Raw genomic sequence first — 15,430 nt, 5'->3', positions numbered from 1 at the left:
ACTCACACAGGATATCCCTGCATGCTCGCGCTGTTTCATCTCTCCCCTGTGCTGTTGGTCACGGCCATGCTTGTCGTGCTGCGCCGGCCACCCGTTCACGCCGCTATCGCCGGCACTTTGCTGGTCGTGGTGCTTTGGCTCGCCGGCGCTGCCGACGCGTGGCACCCGGGCAGTATGCTGGCCGCCGCTCAAGATACGGCCGTGCTGTTCGCCAGTACGGCCTTCGTGATCGTGCCGGGCCTGGCCTTCGTGATTTACATCGAGCGCCTGGGCATCAACCTGGCGGTCAGCCAGTGGGTGAATTCGCTGGGCCTGCGGCGTGGCGACCAGGTGGTGTTCATCGTCCTCGGATTGGCGCCGTTGCTGGAAGCGATGACCGGCTTCGGTGTGTCGTTGATCGCGACAGTGCCCCTGCTGCTCAGCCTGTTCGAGCGCAGGGCCGCACTGCGCATTGCGCTGGCCGGCATGGCGATCATGCCGTGGGGAACGCTGGGGCTGGCATCGGTCATCGGCGCCTCGCTGGCTCACCTGGACGCCAGCGCGCTGGCGGCGACCTCGGCACTGACCAGCGCACCGGTATTCCTGGCCCTCGGTGCGCTGTCGCTGTTTCTGGCCGGTGTTCGTGAGTGGCGCGAATGGAGGACGCTGGGCGCTTGCTGGCTGCTGTTTGTCGGAGTGCTCTACAGTGCCAGTCGCTGGCTGGGGCCGGAAGTTGCCGGCGTTGCCGCGGGCCTGGTGACGGCCTCCGCCGTACTCTCTGTCGGGTTGTGGCGTTTGCGCCTCAGCGAGCGCGGTGCGGTGCACTGGCCGCGTCAGGCATGGCCCTATCTGGTGCTGATTGTCTGCATTGTCGCGCTGAAACTGCTGTGGACGTTCACCGCCTGGCAGGACCTCTGGGTCGTACAGGGCGCACAAGTCAGCTGGAAACCATTGGCCTCGCCCGGGCTGGCCCTGCTGTTGCTGCTGGCCGGGCTGGCGTTTTACACGCGAGGCCGGACAGCCCCCGAGGTCAGCGTGCCTGCCGCGTTGGCCGCGCGCGCGAAGCGGCCGCTGTTGACCATTTTGTTCTTTCTGGCGATGTCGCAGATGATGGTGAAGGCAGGCTTCCTGGCGGGCTTGATGCAATTGCTCGCGGGGCTTTCGCCCAGCGCCGCGACATCGCTGGTGGCCCTGCTGGGCGCCCTGTCAGGCTACATGACCGGGTCGAATGTGGGCGGCAACGCGATTTTCATGCCCGCTATCGCCATGTTGCCCGAGTCCTCGCGCCTGTTGCTGGCAGCGGTACAGAACAGTTCGGCAGGCCACGCGGCACTGGGATCGCTGTCGATCGTCATGCTGATCCTGGGGCTGGCCAAAACCCAGGCCCGGGAAGAAAGCGAACTGGTGAGGTTTGGCTTCGCACTGGTCTGTCTCAATACCGCGCTGGTTGCGTTTGGGGCCGTGTTGCTCGGTGGATGGACTGGATAGCGCTTAGTCCCGGTCTTTCGTGGTGCGGATGAGATTACCGCGCAACTTCACGATGGCTTTTTGCATTTGCACGAAGTCGTCGGGATCCAGACCGGTTTGCGGGAAGCCGTCTTCACTCAGGCCTTCACGCAATTTTCGCCCCTCTGTCGTGAGATTGATCCGCACCTGGCGTTCGTCCTCCGGGTCGCGCTGGCGCAGCAGATACCCCATCGCTTCCAGCTTCTTGAGGATCGGCGTGAGGGTGTTGGATTCCAGGAACAGCTTTTCGCCGAGGCTGCCAACGGTCTGGTTGTCCTCCTCCCACAGCGCAACCAGGGTGATGTATTGCGTATAGGTCAGGCCGAGCCGTTCGAGCATCGGCTTGTAGGCCTTGCCGAACGCCAGGTTGGTGGAATAGACCGCAAAACACAGGAAGTCGGTGAGTTTGAGATCCAGGGCGGATGTCTTGTCGGTATTTTTCATGGACGTTTCTCTTGGGTCAGTCGTGCCAGGCTGAGACTATACGTCGTACGCGATGATATCGGAAGTGCGTATAAACACCGGCGGCCGGCTCACCGGGGAAATCCCCGGTGAGCTGGCCGGGCAGTGGGTCATGCCGTCAGGACGTTGATGGCGACATCGATGTTGCCGCGCGTGGCCTTGGAGTACGGGCAGATTGCATCGGCGTTGTGCGCCAACTCGGTTGCCACGCCCTGCTCCAGCCCTGGCACGCGCAACGTCAGCCGGGCCTGGAGGAAGTAAGCCGCGCCGGTCTGGCCCAGATCGACTTCAATGTCGACGGCCGTGTCGGTCGGCAGCATCACCTTCATTTGCTGGGCGGCCAGGCCCACCGCTGCGATGTAGCAGGCCGACCACGCTCCGGCGAACAGTTGCTCGGCTTTCGGGTGCGGCTGCACGGCGGTCAGCACATGTGCCGGTGTGTCGCTGCCGGGTGACGACAGCACAATGTCGAGGTTGCCGTTATGCCCGCGCGACGTGGTGCCTGCACTGTTATGAGTGGTGTGGGTTTTGCCGCTGGCCAGTACTTTTTCGATCTTGCTCATGATGATTCCCTCAGGATTACAATCAGTTATGGACGTATGCGTTTGCATCGCATACGACGTTAGTGGTGCTTGCGGGCATCACGCCGTAATCACGTTCAGGGCAACGTCGATATTGCCGCGTGTGGCTTTGGAGTAAGGGCAAATGGAGTCGGCGATGTACGCCAGTTCAGTCGCGACATCGTGTGCCAGCCCAGGCACTCGCAGGGTCAGTCGGGCCTGAAGGAAATAGGCCGCACCAGTCTGGCCCAGGTCCACTTCTATGTCGACGGCCATGTCCGCCGGCAACACGATGTTGCGCTCCCCCGCCACCAGCCCCACTGCCGCGGTGTAGCAGGCCGACCAGGCCCCGGCGAACAGTTGCTCGGCTTTCGGGTGCGGCTGGGTAGCGGCAAAGACGTGGGCCGGTTGAGTGGAACCCGGTGACGACAGTTCGATATCGAGGTTGCCGTTGTGACCGCCGACAGCGCTACGAGTGGTGTGGGTTTTGCCGGTTGCCAGTACTTTTTCGATCTTGCTCATGGTGATTTCCTCAGGGTTTAAAGTTCGTGCGATCATATCGGATGCGATGTATGTGACATTAAAAAAACAACAGTGCTCAATGGGCCTGTCCAACGATCCAGTTGTTGCCGTTGTGGCCATGGGAAGCTTGAGCGGTAGCGATCAACATGGTGCGGCGGCTTCCGGTGTTCATGGCTGAATCTCCAAACGGCAAAGTTGTTTTTGTTTGTTATCGCACTCGACTCGATCGCATGCGATGGATGAATATTCAGCCAAAGCCCCGATGATGTCAAAGATTATTTTATGCCTTGGCGATGAGCGGCAGTTCGAGGCTGACGTGGCTGCCCTCCCCTGCAACCCGCGCCGCTGCGGACACTGCAAACCGAACGACCGTGGTGGTCCACCAGGCCAAGGTAACCATCGAGCCAGGGGCTGAACGGACAACCATCGGCCGCACAAACAAAAACCCCCTCGCATGGAGGGGGTCCGATGTTTCAAAGGTGCAAACGGCTGGAGCCGTCCTTACCTGGACTGACGTCCGCTCATCGTGCAGGAATGCCGGCGAACAGCCAAGTCTCCTGGGCAGGTGCTTCCGCGCTGCGGCTGCGGGCCCACTGGGTCAGCGCCAACATCATTGCAAAGCCGAGCATGATCAACACCGGGTAGGCCATCAGCAACTCGGTGAGCGAGTATTTCCAGGCCAGCGGTCGACCGACACCGAGCATGGCGGCATACAACCAGGACACGCCGGACAGTGCACCAGAGAACAGGGCAAACATGCGTACATTGACGTGAAGATCAATCAAGGAACCGGCCTTGAGCATTGCCGGCAATACATAGCGGTGCAACAACATGCCGTTGAATGTCAGCAACAAGACAATAATGACTTTGGCTTGCAGTTTAGGGTTGGCAAAGTAGGTCATTCCTTTATCAAGGTAATCAATACCTATGATCGCGGCGCCGGTAATCCACAAGAACAGCAACGCATTGGATACAGACTTCTGCAGACTGGCCATATGATCATTATCGTGCCCGGACGACACACGGCCCTTCAACAAGTCCTTGACCATTGCAACATCGCTGGCAAACACCAGGCCAATGGCTACGCAACAAGCCAGCAAGTGTACGTATACAACTCCTAAACGCATGAACTCCATGGATTCTTTCTGGCCGAGAAGGCCGATCATTGTATTAATATCCACGATTACATCTCCACTTATTGCGGCAGTGTGAATTGACCATGCCCCAGGCACGCGAAATGATTAATCACGCCTGCACAATCAAACTCACATTGATTAAAGCAACTAGAATTAAAGCAACTAGAATAGTTGGGTATTACCCGTACAAGAGAGAGCGACTCGACCAGCGAGTCAGTGATGACAACATACTATCACTCCAGGTCTCAGGTAAAAAAAATCCCCATGAGCATTCCATTCAATGCAGATGAGGTATTCGTCCATTTTTTTTCTTGGTTACTAGGGAGTGCAGTGCGAAGCTCCAAGGATCCGCCTGCTGGTAGATCAGAGCCCAGCATATCCCGATCGTTCATTTTTCGAACAAAAACCTCGACAGACGGTACTCCATCCAAGCCCTCGCAAGCCCGGTTTCATTGGCCGAAACCGCCGTCCCATGGGGCTGAAACGTTTCATTTTTCAGGCCGAAAAAAAATGCGGATTTCCCACGGAACTCACTCAATCTGACCTTGCAAACAGCGAATTTTACCCCGCTCGCCGTCGCGCCAAGTCCATGCTGGCAATACAGCATCCCTGAACGGAACTGCTACGCTTGAACAACTGCTTCGACTCTTTCCGAAATACCCGTACAGGCGTGCCCTGAAGGCTGATGGAACAGTCGCATTACCAGATCCTGTGCCCGAGGGAGTCAACCTTCGTTGAGCAAAGGAGTGGACATGCCCCCCCGCAAAAGCAAGTCTGCCGACGACGGCACCGGTGACGAATCGGTTTTTCTCTCGCGCAAGGAACGCCTGTTCGCCGGTGAGCAACTACGCGAACGCCTGCCCCATGCCGCTCACCGCGAATGGAAACCGCCAGGCAAACACCGCGACCCTATCGAACTGCTCGAAGAATCCAACCGCTACCGGCTGCCCAACCTGGTGCCGTTGCGCTACGGGCGCATGTTGCGCAGCCCGTTCACCTTTCTGCGCGGTTCCGCGGGTTTGATGGCGCATGACCTGGCCACTACCCCGACCACTGGCATCGAGGTGCAGGCCTGCGGCGATTGCCACCTGATGAACTTCGGGCTGTTCGCCACACCTGAGCGCAATCTGATTTTCGACATCAACGATTTCGACGAAACCCTCCCTGCCCCTTGGGAATGGGATGTCAAACGCCTGGCCATCAGTTTTGTCGTGGCCGCGCGCGACAACCGGCTCACCGACAAAGAGGCACGGGGCATTGCCGTCAGATGCGTGTGTGCTTACCGCGAGGGCCTGCGCAAATTCTCGAAAATGGGCCCGCTGGATGTCTGGTATGACCGCCTCGATGCCCAGGCGATCATCGACATGGCGCCCAATGCGCAAATCAGGAAAATTCGTGAGCAACTGGTGGCAAAGGCGAAGTTGCGTTTGGGGGATTACCTCTACCCCAGGATCAGCAGCGAAGTCGGCGGGCGACGGCGCCTGATCGACCAACCGCCGGTGCTTTTTCATGTGTACGAAAAGGGCTTCAAGCAGCGGGTCCGTACCGCCTTGCGTGATTATCGTTTGTCGCTGTCCCATGAACGACGCGTGCTCTTCGATCGTTACCGGCTCGAAGACATTGCCGTCAAAGCGGTCGGCATCGGCAGCGTCGGCACCTATTGTTTCGTCGGCCTGTTCTTTTCTGCGGAAAACCACCCCCTGCTTCTGCAATTCAAGGAAGCCTGTCCCTCGGTACTGGCGCCCTATGCAGGCAACAGCGACTACGAAAACCAGGGGCAGCGCGTGGTCACGGGGCAGCGGTTGATGCAGTCCTCCAGCGACATCTTTCTGGGCTGGACACGCGGCAACAATGGCCGGCATTTCTTTGTGCGCCAGTTGCGCGACATGAAAATGTCAGCCCCTATCGAAGGCATTTCCGCGGCACGAATGAAGATGTACGCCGAGTGGTGCGGGCATACCCTGGCCCGTGCCCATGCCAAATCCGGGGATGCAGCGCTTATCAGTGGCTACCTGGGCAAGATGGACTCCTTCGACCAGGCCATCGGCAGGTTTTCCATCGCCTATGCCAATCAGAATGCGAAAGACCATGCCGCGCTGCTGGCGGCAGAAAAGTCAGGGCGGATCAACGCACTCAGGGAAGAGGAGTGACCAGGCCGATCCATCGACTTCAAAGGCCAATCCATTTGGTTATGGCCGGCGCTTGCCACTGCTCGAGTGCATCGATGAGCGAGCACGGATCGGTGTCGAAAATCAGCATGTCGCGGTGTTCGGCCTATGCCGTATGGACCGGCATCGGCGCGGTAGGCACGGCGATCCTGGGCATAGCCCTGCTCGGCGACTCCATGGCACCGCCGCGGATCCTTTGCATCGGGGTCATCGTGGCCGGCATCGTTGGCCTGAAACTGGTGTCGGCAAACTGAAGCGGCCTACCCTGCGCAACGGGCTCAAGCCAGCAACTGGTTGATCCACTGCACCTCACGCGCGAGGTCCTGCACCTTTTGCTCGGGCACGGCGCGTTGCGCCCCGGCAAACTGGCTCAGGGTCTTGTGCTTCTGGCGCAGCTTGCGCTGCCACTTGGACAGGAACGCCGGGCTGCGGGCCTGCATCTGCAAAGGACCGAAGTACAGCTCCTGGGCGGTGTAGATCACCGGCCCGGCGCGTTCGGCGACGATGATTTCGTAGTCGAAACGATTTTCCCGCAGCAGTTCCTCGCAGAGAATGCGATAGCCATTGTCCATCAGCCACAGACGCAGTGGCTGCTCGCCGCCGTTGGGTTGCAGGATCAGGCGTTCTTCACCGCTCAGGCAGGCCTTGCCGCTGTCGAGGATGTCGCGGATCGTTTCGCCGCCCATGCCGCAGATACTGATCGCGGTGATCCCGTCACCCGGCTCGATGGCCGCCAGGCCGTTGGCCAGGCGCACGGTGATTTGTTGATCCAGGTCGTTTTCGCGCACGGTGCGGTTGGCCGCGTGGAACGGCGTCAACGCCACCTCGCCGGCCACCGCTGCGGTAATGACGCCACGGCGCATCAACGCCACCGGCAGGTAGCCGTGATCCGAGCCGATATCGGCCAGGCGCGCACCGGCCGGCACATGTGCCGCCACACGCTCCAGGCGCATGGACAATGTCTGTTCGTTCAACTGCGGCCCCTTCTCACCACGAACGTCCGGCGCCTTTGGCCGGATCGGGGCGCGATTGTGTCGGGCAACGCCGTGCATTTCAAATTTATGCGACCAGGGTCATGGCGCTCCTTACGCAATCACGTGCGCATACACCGATCTGTCGACGTTGCCACCGGACAGGATCACCCCTACCTTTTTGCCGGACATGGCCTCACGCTCGGCAATCAGTGCCGCCAGCGCCGCGGCACCCGCCCCTTCGGCCAGGTTGTGGGTATCGGTGTAATACACGCGCATGGCCTCGGCGATCTGCGCGTCACTCACCGCTACAATCCGCGTCGCACCTTGCGAGTAGACGGCAAAGGCTTCAGGCACCGGCTTGCGTACGGCCAGTCCGTCGGCAAAGGTGTTTGCCGAGGCGGTTTCGCGCAGGGCGCCGGTGTCGAACGATAACTGCGCGGCCGCCGCCTCTGTGGAAACCACGCCCACCACCTGTGTTTTCAGGCCCAGCGCATCGCGGGCGGCGATCACGCCACAAATCCCCGATCCACAGCCAATCGGTACATAGACGGTGTCCAGGTCCGGCGCTGCGTTGAACAGCTCCAGTGCATAGGTGGCGACGCCCTTGACCAGCTCGGTGTGGAACGGCGGCACCAGGAACAGGTCGTGTACTTGCGCAAGGCGTGCCGCCTCTTCACGGGCCTCGTCGAAATCCCGGCCATACTCGACCACTTCGGCGCCAAAGCCCCGCATGGCATTGTTCTTTTCCAGCGAGTTGCCTTGCGGCACCACGATCAATGCGCGCAAACCCACTGCGCCCGCCGCCAGCGCCAGGCTCTGGCCATGGTTGCCGCGGGTAGCGCTGACGATGCCCTTCACGCCCGGGTGCTCGCGCTTGAGCCAGTGCAAGAAGGTGATACCGCCGCGCACTTTGAATGCACCGGTAGGCGTGTGATTTTCGTGCTTGACCCACACCGTGCAACCCAGGCGCCTGGCCAGCAACGGCCAGGCGTACTGGGCAGTGGCAGGCATTACCTGATAAACGTGGCGTGCGGCCTGTTCGATGTCGTCGCGAGTCAGTTTGTGCATGAGCGTCTCCCGGGGATTTTGCCCAGTCTGGCCCCCGTGCAATACCTGGGCTTTCAAAAAACCGACCTGACTTTTGCGCCCCCTCTTCATTACTATGGTGTTCATGAGCCATCGAAACCGCCTGCCACCCAAGCTTGTGCCCGAACCGGTCCGTCGCATCGAGGCCGGCCCATGGGCGATAGAGTTGCTGCCCGGCCGCGCCTACGCGACCCGATATGTAGCATCTCAGGCAGGAATCGGCTTTGCCTTCGACAGCCAGCGCGGCCTGCACGCGATCGGCAGCGACCGGGTCCATCCCTTCGATGCCATGCCCAACGGCCTGGCGTTTGTCCCCGCCGGCTGTGATGTGTTGTCCGAATCAGCCACAGGCGGTGAGTACCTGCGGGTGATACGCACCGACAGTGTGGCGTTGGTGGGGGATCGCGCCTTCAACAATCGCATCGATCCACAGGCCACCGCCCTCGCCTGGCGAATGCGCGCCGCGCTGTTGCACGCAGGCGTAGAGGACGATTGGGAGGCCTGGGCGCTGGCATTGTCCGAGCGCGCAACGGCTGGCGAAGCCGTGTCGACACCGCCCCATGGTTCGATAACCGGCAGCCGCATGCGCTTGCTCGACGAGTTCATCGACGCTGGCCTGGATGGCCCGCTGAGCGTTCCGGCGATGGCGGGCCTGCTTGGATTGTCCGAAGGTTATTTCATGCGGGCCTTCAAAAACGCCACCGGCAAAAGCCCCCATGGCTACCTGATCGACCGGCGCCTGGCCAAGGCCCGGGCCCTGATGCGCGACTCGACGGCGACCCTGGCGGAAATCGCCTACGCCTGCGGCTTCAATTCCCAGGCGCACATGGCGACCACCTTCAGGCAACGCCTTGGAGTGAGCCCGGCGCAGCTGCGTTCGAGGTTCGTTTAGCGCGGGCTCTGCGTGGCCCTGGCCTGGCGGCCACAGGACAATCAGTGCTTGCGTGCGGGCAGCATGCCCTTGAGCACATCATCCTTTTCAACGAAGTGATGCTTGAGGGCAACCAGCAGATGGCCGCCCACCAGGGCGCCACACACCCAGGCCGTGTAGGTATGCACCGCCTTGGCCAGATCGTACAGGCTCTCGTCGGGGGCGACGATGGGCGGCAGCATGAACAGCGACGCCACCATGATGGGTTTGTCGGCGACCGAGCTCCAGTACCAGCCGGACAACGGCAGCCCGATCAAGGCCACGGCATACAGCAGCACATGCCCGACCAGCGCGCCACGCTTCATGGTCCGGCTCATCGAGTCGGGTAGCGCCGGGGCCGGGTGACTCAAGCGCCAGGCGATACGCACGACGATGAGAAACAGCAGCGTGCTGGCCATCGCCTTGTGCAAGTAGGTGAGCTCATGGTGCGCATTGAACTCGTCGCGCCAATGCGTGGCCACGATCCCGATGACCCAGGCACCCAGCCAGATCAGTGCCATGCCCCAATGCAGCCACTTGGCTGTACCGGTGTAACTTCCTTGCTTCGCCATCCCGCTGTCCTCCCGCCATTTTCGAAGGCGGATTATCGCGACATGGCGTTATCGAAAAAACCGTGAAATGTTGCTTAAACACATCGACGCATTCGATAGGGTTTGTGCCCGCTAGTCCTCAAGGCGCCCCGTGGAGTCCCGATCGCCCTCGTAGCGTCGTTTAAAAGGAAAAGCCGGCAACCAGGCCTCGCGACGCACCATCCAGCTCTCGTAGGTGGGCGTCAGCTGGTCAGGGGCATCCAGGGATCCGAGGTTCACCTCGACTTCGTCTGCACTGCGCGCAAACACCGACGAACCGCAGTGCGGGCAGAAATGCCGGCCGGCATAGTCACGTGTTTCGCCTTCGACCGTCACGGCATCCTGATGAAATATCGCGGAGGCGTGAAACAGTGCGCCATGATGCTTGCGGCAATCGAGGCAGTGACAGACGCCAACCCGGAACGGGCGCCCCGATGCGACGATTCGCACCTTGCCGCACAGACAACCGCCGGTGAATCGGTCCATGCCGTGCCTCCTCTTGATCATGCCGGGCGCATGACAAAAACGCGCCTCAGCGCGGGAACAGTAAGGTCACTGCGGCGCGAAAGCCCCACCCTTGCGGGCCGTCTTCCGGGCTGTCGAGCCAGTAGCGCGGGCCGGCCTGCACCGTCAGCGGCTGGCCGCCGATCTTCAGCAGTTGGGTGACCGTCAGGTTGACGGGCACCGACCATTCCCGAGATTGCCAATTGTAAGTCGATTCGGTGTTGACCCCATAGGTCGTCAGGGTACTGGTGGTGTACGAGAGGAACGGCTGCAGGAAGGTCTCGTTGACCTTTTCCTTGTCGTCCGGCGGGCTGCCGTCCAGGCCCCAGATATGGTTGGCCAGAATGCCTCGGGTCCAGCCATTGGACTGCTTCAACGCCACCGCAGTCGGGCCCAGCCCCCATTGCTCGTTGCCGAGCAATTCGTCGCTGCCGGTGGGAATCAGCAACGCCGGGCCGGCGCCGAGTATCCAGCCACTCTCAGTGGGCTTGGTGGGCGAGAAGAAAAAACTCTGGGTGATATCGCCGGTGCCGGACTTGTCCGCCGCACCATCGGGGGCCAGGCCGTGCTGGTCGATGATCGGCAGAATGGTGCGGGAAATGAGATTCCAGTCCTCGTTCAGGGCAAACGGCAGCACGGGCTGGATATTGGTCACGCTGTGCATGCCCTCGCCGGTCGGCCCCATTTTCTGGTCCCAGTTGTATTGCACCGGCAGGCTGTACATCGCCGCGACCGGGTTGAGGGCCTTCTTCGCCAGTTCAGCAGAATCCTCGGCCTGAGCCAGCGGCATGAGACCCAACGCAACGACGACTGTCGACGCGGAGCCCATCCATCGTACTTTCACATCCATTCTCACTCACCTGTAGACACCAAAACCGGTGTTGCAAGGAGTTAGCGTAGGCAACTGTGATCGAAGTGCAATACGGCCCGACCACTCGGCGGGCGTGTGTTTAACGGTTTTTGAGAGTTATTGATTCGGATTATTCCCCCGCCGCAGGCAGCATCCGGCCCGCATTGACCGGCGTGCAAGCACCTGTACCCGAATGACAACTTTAATCACTTGAGAAGCAAACACATGGGCATGTCGAATAAATGGATTGCGGGTATCGCATTGAGCTGTGTATTTCAGGTCGGCTGCGTCTCGAAAGTGGCGCAGCAAGAGCAATACTCGGGTTTCCTGGGCAACTACCAGGGCCTGGAGGAGCAAACTACGCCAAGTGAGCAGAAGGTCTTGCGCTGGGTGTCACCGGGGTTCGACCCTCGCGCGTATTCAACCGTGGTGTTCAGGCAGATGGAACTGTATCCGTCGCCGCAGCCGACCGCACGCGTCAGCCTGAAGACGCTGCAGGACCTGCAATTGATGGCCAGCAACAGCGTCAAGAGCGCCTTCGCCCATCGCTACGCGATCGTCCCTTATCCGCAGCTGGCGCCAACCGACTCACGGTCGCTGATCCTGCAAGCGGCGATCACCCACGTCAGCGCCAACAACGAAGGCATGCACTGGTATGAAGCCGTTCCCATCGGCGCCATTGTCGGGGCGACACAAGCAGCCACCGGGCATCGCGACCAGACTGCCGAGATGTACATCGAAGCCAACCTGATCGACGCGAAAACCGGTCTGCCGGTGGCCAAGGTCGTTCGCAAGGTGTTCGGCGCGACGCTCGACAATGCCCAGCAACCGGTGCTTGCCAGTGACTTCAAGGTCGCGCTCAAAGGCATGACGGACGATATGCAGGCCCTGCTCCTCAAGCGTTGATGCCCGGATAAACCCCATCGCATGCGCAACGGCGTGGGGTTTCGCACACATTTCTTCCCTGACAAACCGTCAGCCGTGCCCACGCCTGACGTGAGACCCGACGATGAAAATACTGGCCCATACCCTGGCGGTGCTGATGCTGTTGCCGAGCACCAGTGCCCTGGCGACGACGGTGGTTCCCCTCAAAGGTCAGACCTCCCAGACCATCCAGCAGGACACCGGTACCTGCCAATCCCAGGCCAATGCACAACATCCGGTACAGAACAGCGTGCCATCCGGTGGCCGGGCAAAGGGCGCCGTCACCGGCGCCGTAGCCGGGGCGACCGCGGCAGAGGTCCGGGGCCGCCAACATGAACAGGTCTATGACCAGATCGACGACGACACCCGGCAAGACTATCGCCAGAACCAGGCACGCAGTACCGCGGCGGCCGGCGCCGTCGTCGGGGCTTCCAGGCAACGCCAGGCGCGCCGGCAGAATCTTGCTGCGAGCGAGCAAAGCGTCACCGCCAACAACTCGGTCTATAGCAGTTGCCTGCAACAGCGTGGCTACGACGTTTTACCCTGATCAGCGGCGACAATGCCCCTCGACTGCCTCCCCGGGGGAACTGCAGGAGCCGGCTTGCCGGCGATGGACTCAAGTGCGCCGCGTTTATCCTGTTTACACGCGTTAGCGTTAACGACCATCGCCAGCAAGCCGGCTCCTACAAGTGACCGCGTTTATCCGGTTCATACGGGTTATCGTTAACGGGTTGCACGCAAACTCGCCCGCCCGGGCTTGCAGTTTTCGGATAGCGCGGATAATCCATTGCACGCATTATTCATGCAGTCCAAATCAGGAGCCATGGGTCATCCGGCAATGCTTTTCCTTTGTTTCAACCGATACCTCTGACAGGCAGGGCTGTTTTCCGCACTGCACGCTCCTGGCGCCTGGCCCCCTCTTCGTTCACCTCCCGGACCCGAATGTACCGAGCCAAATCCGGCCCCTATACTCAGGCCAGTACCGCCTGAACGGAAGATTTCTATGAGCTACACCTTCAAGTTGAAAAATGGCGCCGTGGCGGTGTTCGACCCGGACAGCGCCATGCTGACCATTACAACACCCCATGGAGATGTACAGAATTCCACGCTGGGCAGGGCTGAATCGCGACTGTTGGACCTGTTGCTCAAGGAGCCGGGAATCACTAAAAGCCGCGATGAAATCATCGACTACACCTGGAATGACCGCGTGGTTGCTTCCGGCAGTTTGAATCAAACCGTATTCTCGTTACGCAACATCCTCAATGACGGTCGCGATCACGAGATTCTGATGACTGTTCCGCGAAGAGGCTATTGCTTCAACCGCCATGCTGTAGTCGATGCGGCAGATAGACCGGCACCTTCAGAGGAAACTGCGCAGCCATCGGCGGCCATTCCCGAACAACTGGCGCCGACTGTTGGCGATGAGTCGCCAGCACCCTGCAGCACAACTGAAAAGTCCACCCGCATGACCAAAGCTCAACGGGTCGCCTATATCGTTACGCTGGCAGTCGCGGCTTTTACTGTTTTCCAATCCGGCCTCGACGCGCCAAAAGTTGAAATTTCCAGCATCGACAAGAATGGATTGGTCATTCATGCCGTCGGCAATGATATTGCCGAGGCACAAGCGTTGATGAACCTGTCGGCGAAACAATCCGAACAGTTGCCGCCAGACCTGAAAGGCCAGGTCTGGATCAACCTGTATAAAGCCAGCTATTCCGTTTCGTGCATCCGTCCGGATCTGAGCACTGCAAATCTACAGCTCAACAGCAGCGAAAGAGACCTTGCCTTGATGATTCGCCAATGCCTGGAAGTCACCCTATGAAGTTTGGAATTCCACAGGTCGTTCACTGGCCGATCATCGCCTTGATCAATGCGCTGTGCATTTTCTCCTTTGTTTACTCTCCTTCGCACTATATGGAAAACACCAGCTATCAGACAAAAACCCGACAGTGGCTGGAAGACCTCAATCAACTCAACACCGAAGAGTATTTGACTATCGGGCACGGCCGACTCACCGGGACCACGCTGGAAAGCCTGAACGAGAAGATCCGCAATGCCACCATCACGGCGAATATCATCGCGGAAAGCAAAACCCACGTTCAGATCAAGGTCAGCAACGTAAAGCTCAGCCAGGACAAAGAACTGTTTGCCATTGAAAAGACCCCTGACCTGTTCTTCAGGCGCCAATATGTCTTGCAAGAAGGCGCCATCCTCAACTACGAATTGATCCCGACCCAGAGTAAAGACGCCGTGTGTTTTTACGTACATGAACTGGGCCGCTTGCGCTGCATGAACCATTGATTGACTTGCCACCCGTTCGGCAGAGGCAGAAATAACGGTTATTGATTTGAATCAGATGGTGCCCCGGCAAAAAATCCCCCGCCAATAATAGCCGGAATCGAGCCTGCTTGATTCTGCCCGGGACAATGCCCTGCACAGGGGATTCAAGTGAACACAAACAATAAACCGAACACTTTCAGATTGCTGATGGCTTTATTCCTGCTCGCCCTGCCAGCTTATTCGTTAGCGTACGACGAGCGCAGCGTCGAAAGCACGACCATTGAATATTATGAAATCCAGACAAACCCGGATGACACGCAAAAACTGTCGCATCTGAAAATTCATAGCGAAAATGAGTATCACACCGACGAACAGGAGCCTGATTTCCCGCCCCCTGCCCCGGCACAAGGTGACTCCGGCAGCCGTTACACCAGCTCGCTCATCGTGCTTTGAGGCCTGACAAATATGAATTTTTGACTTCGGCAGGCGCAATCGGGGAGAGATTATTTGCAGACCACACCTTGGCAGAGATACAGCTGATACCAGGACCTGCCCGAATAAACTGCAAGTAAGGAAGTCGCCCTGATGCTACTGAAAAACTTCGTCACCGTGTCGTTCGGTTTATTGCTTTCGCTCAAGGCCATGGCCGACGAGAAGGGAATCTACAGTGCAAAATTGAGTAGTGTCGAAACCAACAAGAAGGCCCCGGGTTCTGTGAAAAACGGCTATCAGGTAAAAACCGGTTATCGTATTGACGATTTTCATTCCTTTACCATTGCCGCCATAGACCCGATGAAACCCCAGTCGAAAATCTTCAGTTCGAAGATTGACCCGCGCAACGTACAGCAACTGAACGACTCGTCACCGGACAGCAAATACGCATTTTCGGCGGAGCTGGAACTAATCCGCGGACTCTGACAACCCTCTCGACGCGGACAGTCATTGCTTGACTCCCATCCTTTAACTGCTGAGTTTTCAA

General features: G+C 59.4%; 18 protein-coding genes and 1 pseudogene. 10 read left to right on the top strand and 9 right to left on the bottom strand.

Translation table 11 applies throughout. The features are described from left to right. Window positions 1-21: 21 nt before the first annotated feature. Complete coding sequence (locus tag EI969_RS16395; RefSeq protein ID WP_160388700.1) at window positions 22-1,467, top strand: L-lactate permease; 1,446 nt, start codon at window positions 22-24, stop codon at window positions 1,465-1,467. Between the two features lie 3 nt (window positions 1,468-1,470). Here the strand turns inward: EI969_RS16395 and EI969_RS16390 are convergent, their stop codons facing one another. The 4 genes from EI969_RS16390 to EI969_RS16375 all read right to left on the bottom strand — a co-directional run bounded on the left by EI969_RS16390 (window position 1,471) and on the right by EI969_RS16375 (window position 4,165). Continuing rightward, window positions 1,471-1,929 (bottom strand): MarR family winged helix-turn-helix transcriptional regulator, encoded by a 459-nt coding sequence (locus tag EI969_RS16390; RefSeq protein WP_160388699.1) that lies wholly within the window; start codon window positions 1,927-1,929, stop codon window positions 1,471-1,473. A gap of 128 nt (window positions 1,930-2,057) precedes the next feature. Next, a complete protein-coding gene (locus EI969_RS16385) occupies window positions 2,058-2,510 on the bottom strand; it encodes an Ohr family peroxiredoxin (RefSeq protein ID WP_160388698.1) in 453 nt (150 codons plus the stop codon). 78 nt (window positions 2,511-2,588) lie between these two features. Continuing rightward, window positions 2,589-3,029, bottom strand: coding sequence for an Ohr family peroxiredoxin (locus EI969_RS16380; protein ID WP_160388697.1), 441 nt, complete (start codon window positions 3,027-3,029; stop codon window positions 2,589-2,591). Between the two features lie 521 nt (window positions 3,030-3,550). Continuing rightward, window positions 3,551-4,165 (bottom strand): hypothetical protein, encoded by a 615-nt coding sequence (locus tag EI969_RS16375; RefSeq protein ID WP_160388755.1) that lies wholly within the window; start codon window positions 4,163-4,165, stop codon window positions 3,551-3,553. A gap of 752 nt (window positions 4,166-4,917) precedes the next feature. Between EI969_RS16375 and EI969_RS16370 the strand changes: the two genes are divergently transcribed. Next, a complete protein-coding gene (locus EI969_RS16370) occupies window positions 4,918-6,315 on the top strand; it encodes a DUF2252 domain-containing protein (RefSeq protein WP_160388696.1) in 1,398 nt (465 codons plus the stop codon). Window positions 6,316-6,434: 119 nt separating this feature from the next. Next, window positions 6,435-6,587, top strand: a pseudogene (locus EI969_RS16365) (multidrug efflux SMR transporter); the annotation flags it as partial. Window positions 6,588-6,611: 24 nt separating this feature from the next. On the opposite strand, the gene EI969_RS16360 reads toward EI969_RS16365, so the two are convergent. Then, window positions 6,612-7,307 carry a tRNA (adenine(22)-N(1))-methyltransferase TrmK gene (locus EI969_RS16360; protein ID WP_305989801.1) on the bottom strand — a complete coding sequence of 232 codons (696 nt, stop codon included), beginning with the start codon at window positions 7,305-7,307 and terminating at the stop codon, window positions 6,612-6,614. Between the two features lie 111 nt (window positions 7,308-7,418). Next, entirely contained in the window at window positions 7,419-8,375 is a 957-nt protein-coding gene (locus tag EI969_RS16355) for a threonine dehydratase (protein ID WP_160388694.1), read from the bottom strand. Between the two features lie 94 nt (window positions 8,376-8,469). Between EI969_RS16355 and EI969_RS16350 the strand changes: the two genes are divergently transcribed. Then, window positions 8,470-9,285 (top strand): AraC family transcriptional regulator, encoded by an 816-nt coding sequence (locus EI969_RS16350; protein ID WP_160388753.1) that lies wholly within the window; start codon window positions 8,470-8,472, stop codon window positions 9,283-9,285. A gap of 41 nt (window positions 9,286-9,326) precedes the next feature. On the opposite strand, the gene EI969_RS16345 is transcribed toward EI969_RS16350, so the two are convergent. From EI969_RS16345 to EI969_RS16335, 3 genes are all read right to left on the bottom strand, one after another. Next, window positions 9,327-9,875, bottom strand: a complete 549-nt coding sequence (locus EI969_RS16345) for a cytochrome b (protein WP_160388693.1) — start codon at window positions 9,873-9,875, stop codon at window positions 9,327-9,329. A gap of 111 nt (window positions 9,876-9,986) precedes the next feature. Then, window positions 9,987-10,379 carry a GFA family protein gene (locus tag EI969_RS16340; protein ID WP_160388692.1) on the bottom strand — a complete coding sequence of 131 codons (393 nt, stop codon included), beginning with the start codon at window positions 10,377-10,379 and terminating at the stop codon, window positions 9,987-9,989. Window positions 10,380-10,425: 46 nt separating this feature from the next. Then, a complete protein-coding gene (locus EI969_RS16335; RefSeq protein ID WP_371925981.1) occupies window positions 10,426-11,226 on the bottom strand; it encodes a transporter in 801 nt (266 codons plus the stop codon). Between the two features lie 246 nt (window positions 11,227-11,472). Between EI969_RS16335 and EI969_RS16330 the strand changes: the two genes are divergently transcribed. The 6 genes from EI969_RS16330 (at window position 11,473) to EI969_RS16305 (ending at window position 15,369) form a co-directional block, all read left to right on the top strand. Further along, window positions 11,473-12,153, top strand: a complete 681-nt coding sequence (locus EI969_RS16330; RefSeq protein WP_160388690.1) for a DUF3313 domain-containing protein — start codon at window positions 11,473-11,475, stop codon at window positions 12,151-12,153. A 103-nt stretch (window positions 12,154-12,256) separates the two neighbouring features. Next, window positions 12,257-12,718, top strand: a complete 462-nt coding sequence (locus EI969_RS16325; RefSeq protein ID WP_160388689.1) for a hypothetical protein — start codon at window positions 12,257-12,259, stop codon at window positions 12,716-12,718. 456 nt (window positions 12,719-13,174) lie between these two features. Then, the gene (locus EI969_RS16320; RefSeq protein ID WP_160388688.1) at window positions 13,175-13,993 is read left to right on the top strand and encodes a transcriptional regulator; all 819 of its coding nucleotides are present in this window, start codon (window positions 13,175-13,177) and stop codon (window positions 13,991-13,993) included. Further along, entirely contained in the window at window positions 13,990-14,472 is a 483-nt protein-coding gene (locus EI969_RS16315) for a hypothetical protein (RefSeq protein WP_160388687.1), read from the top strand. Before EI969_RS16320 ends, EI969_RS16315 begins: the two co-directional genes overlap by 4 nt. 147 nt (window positions 14,473-14,619) lie before the next feature. Continuing rightward, window positions 14,620-14,904 carry a hypothetical protein gene (locus EI969_RS16310; RefSeq protein WP_371925979.1) on the top strand — a complete coding sequence of 95 codons (285 nt, stop codon included), beginning with the start codon at window positions 14,620-14,622 and terminating at the stop codon, window positions 14,902-14,904. A gap of 132 nt (window positions 14,905-15,036) precedes the next feature. Then, the gene (locus EI969_RS16305; RefSeq protein ID WP_160388686.1) at window positions 15,037-15,369 is read left to right on the top strand and encodes a hypothetical protein; all 333 of its coding nucleotides are present in this window, start codon (window positions 15,037-15,039) and stop codon (window positions 15,367-15,369) included. Window positions 15,370-15,430 lie beyond the last annotated feature (61 nt).

The organism is Pseudomonas sp. PB101 (genome assembly GCF_009764265.1).
Taxonomy (GTDB): domain Bacteria; phylum Pseudomonadota; class Gammaproteobacteria; order Pseudomonadales; family Pseudomonadaceae; genus Aquipseudomonas.
Note: the sequence above shows the minus strand (reverse complement) of the source record. Positions and strands in the feature narration are given on the sequence as shown.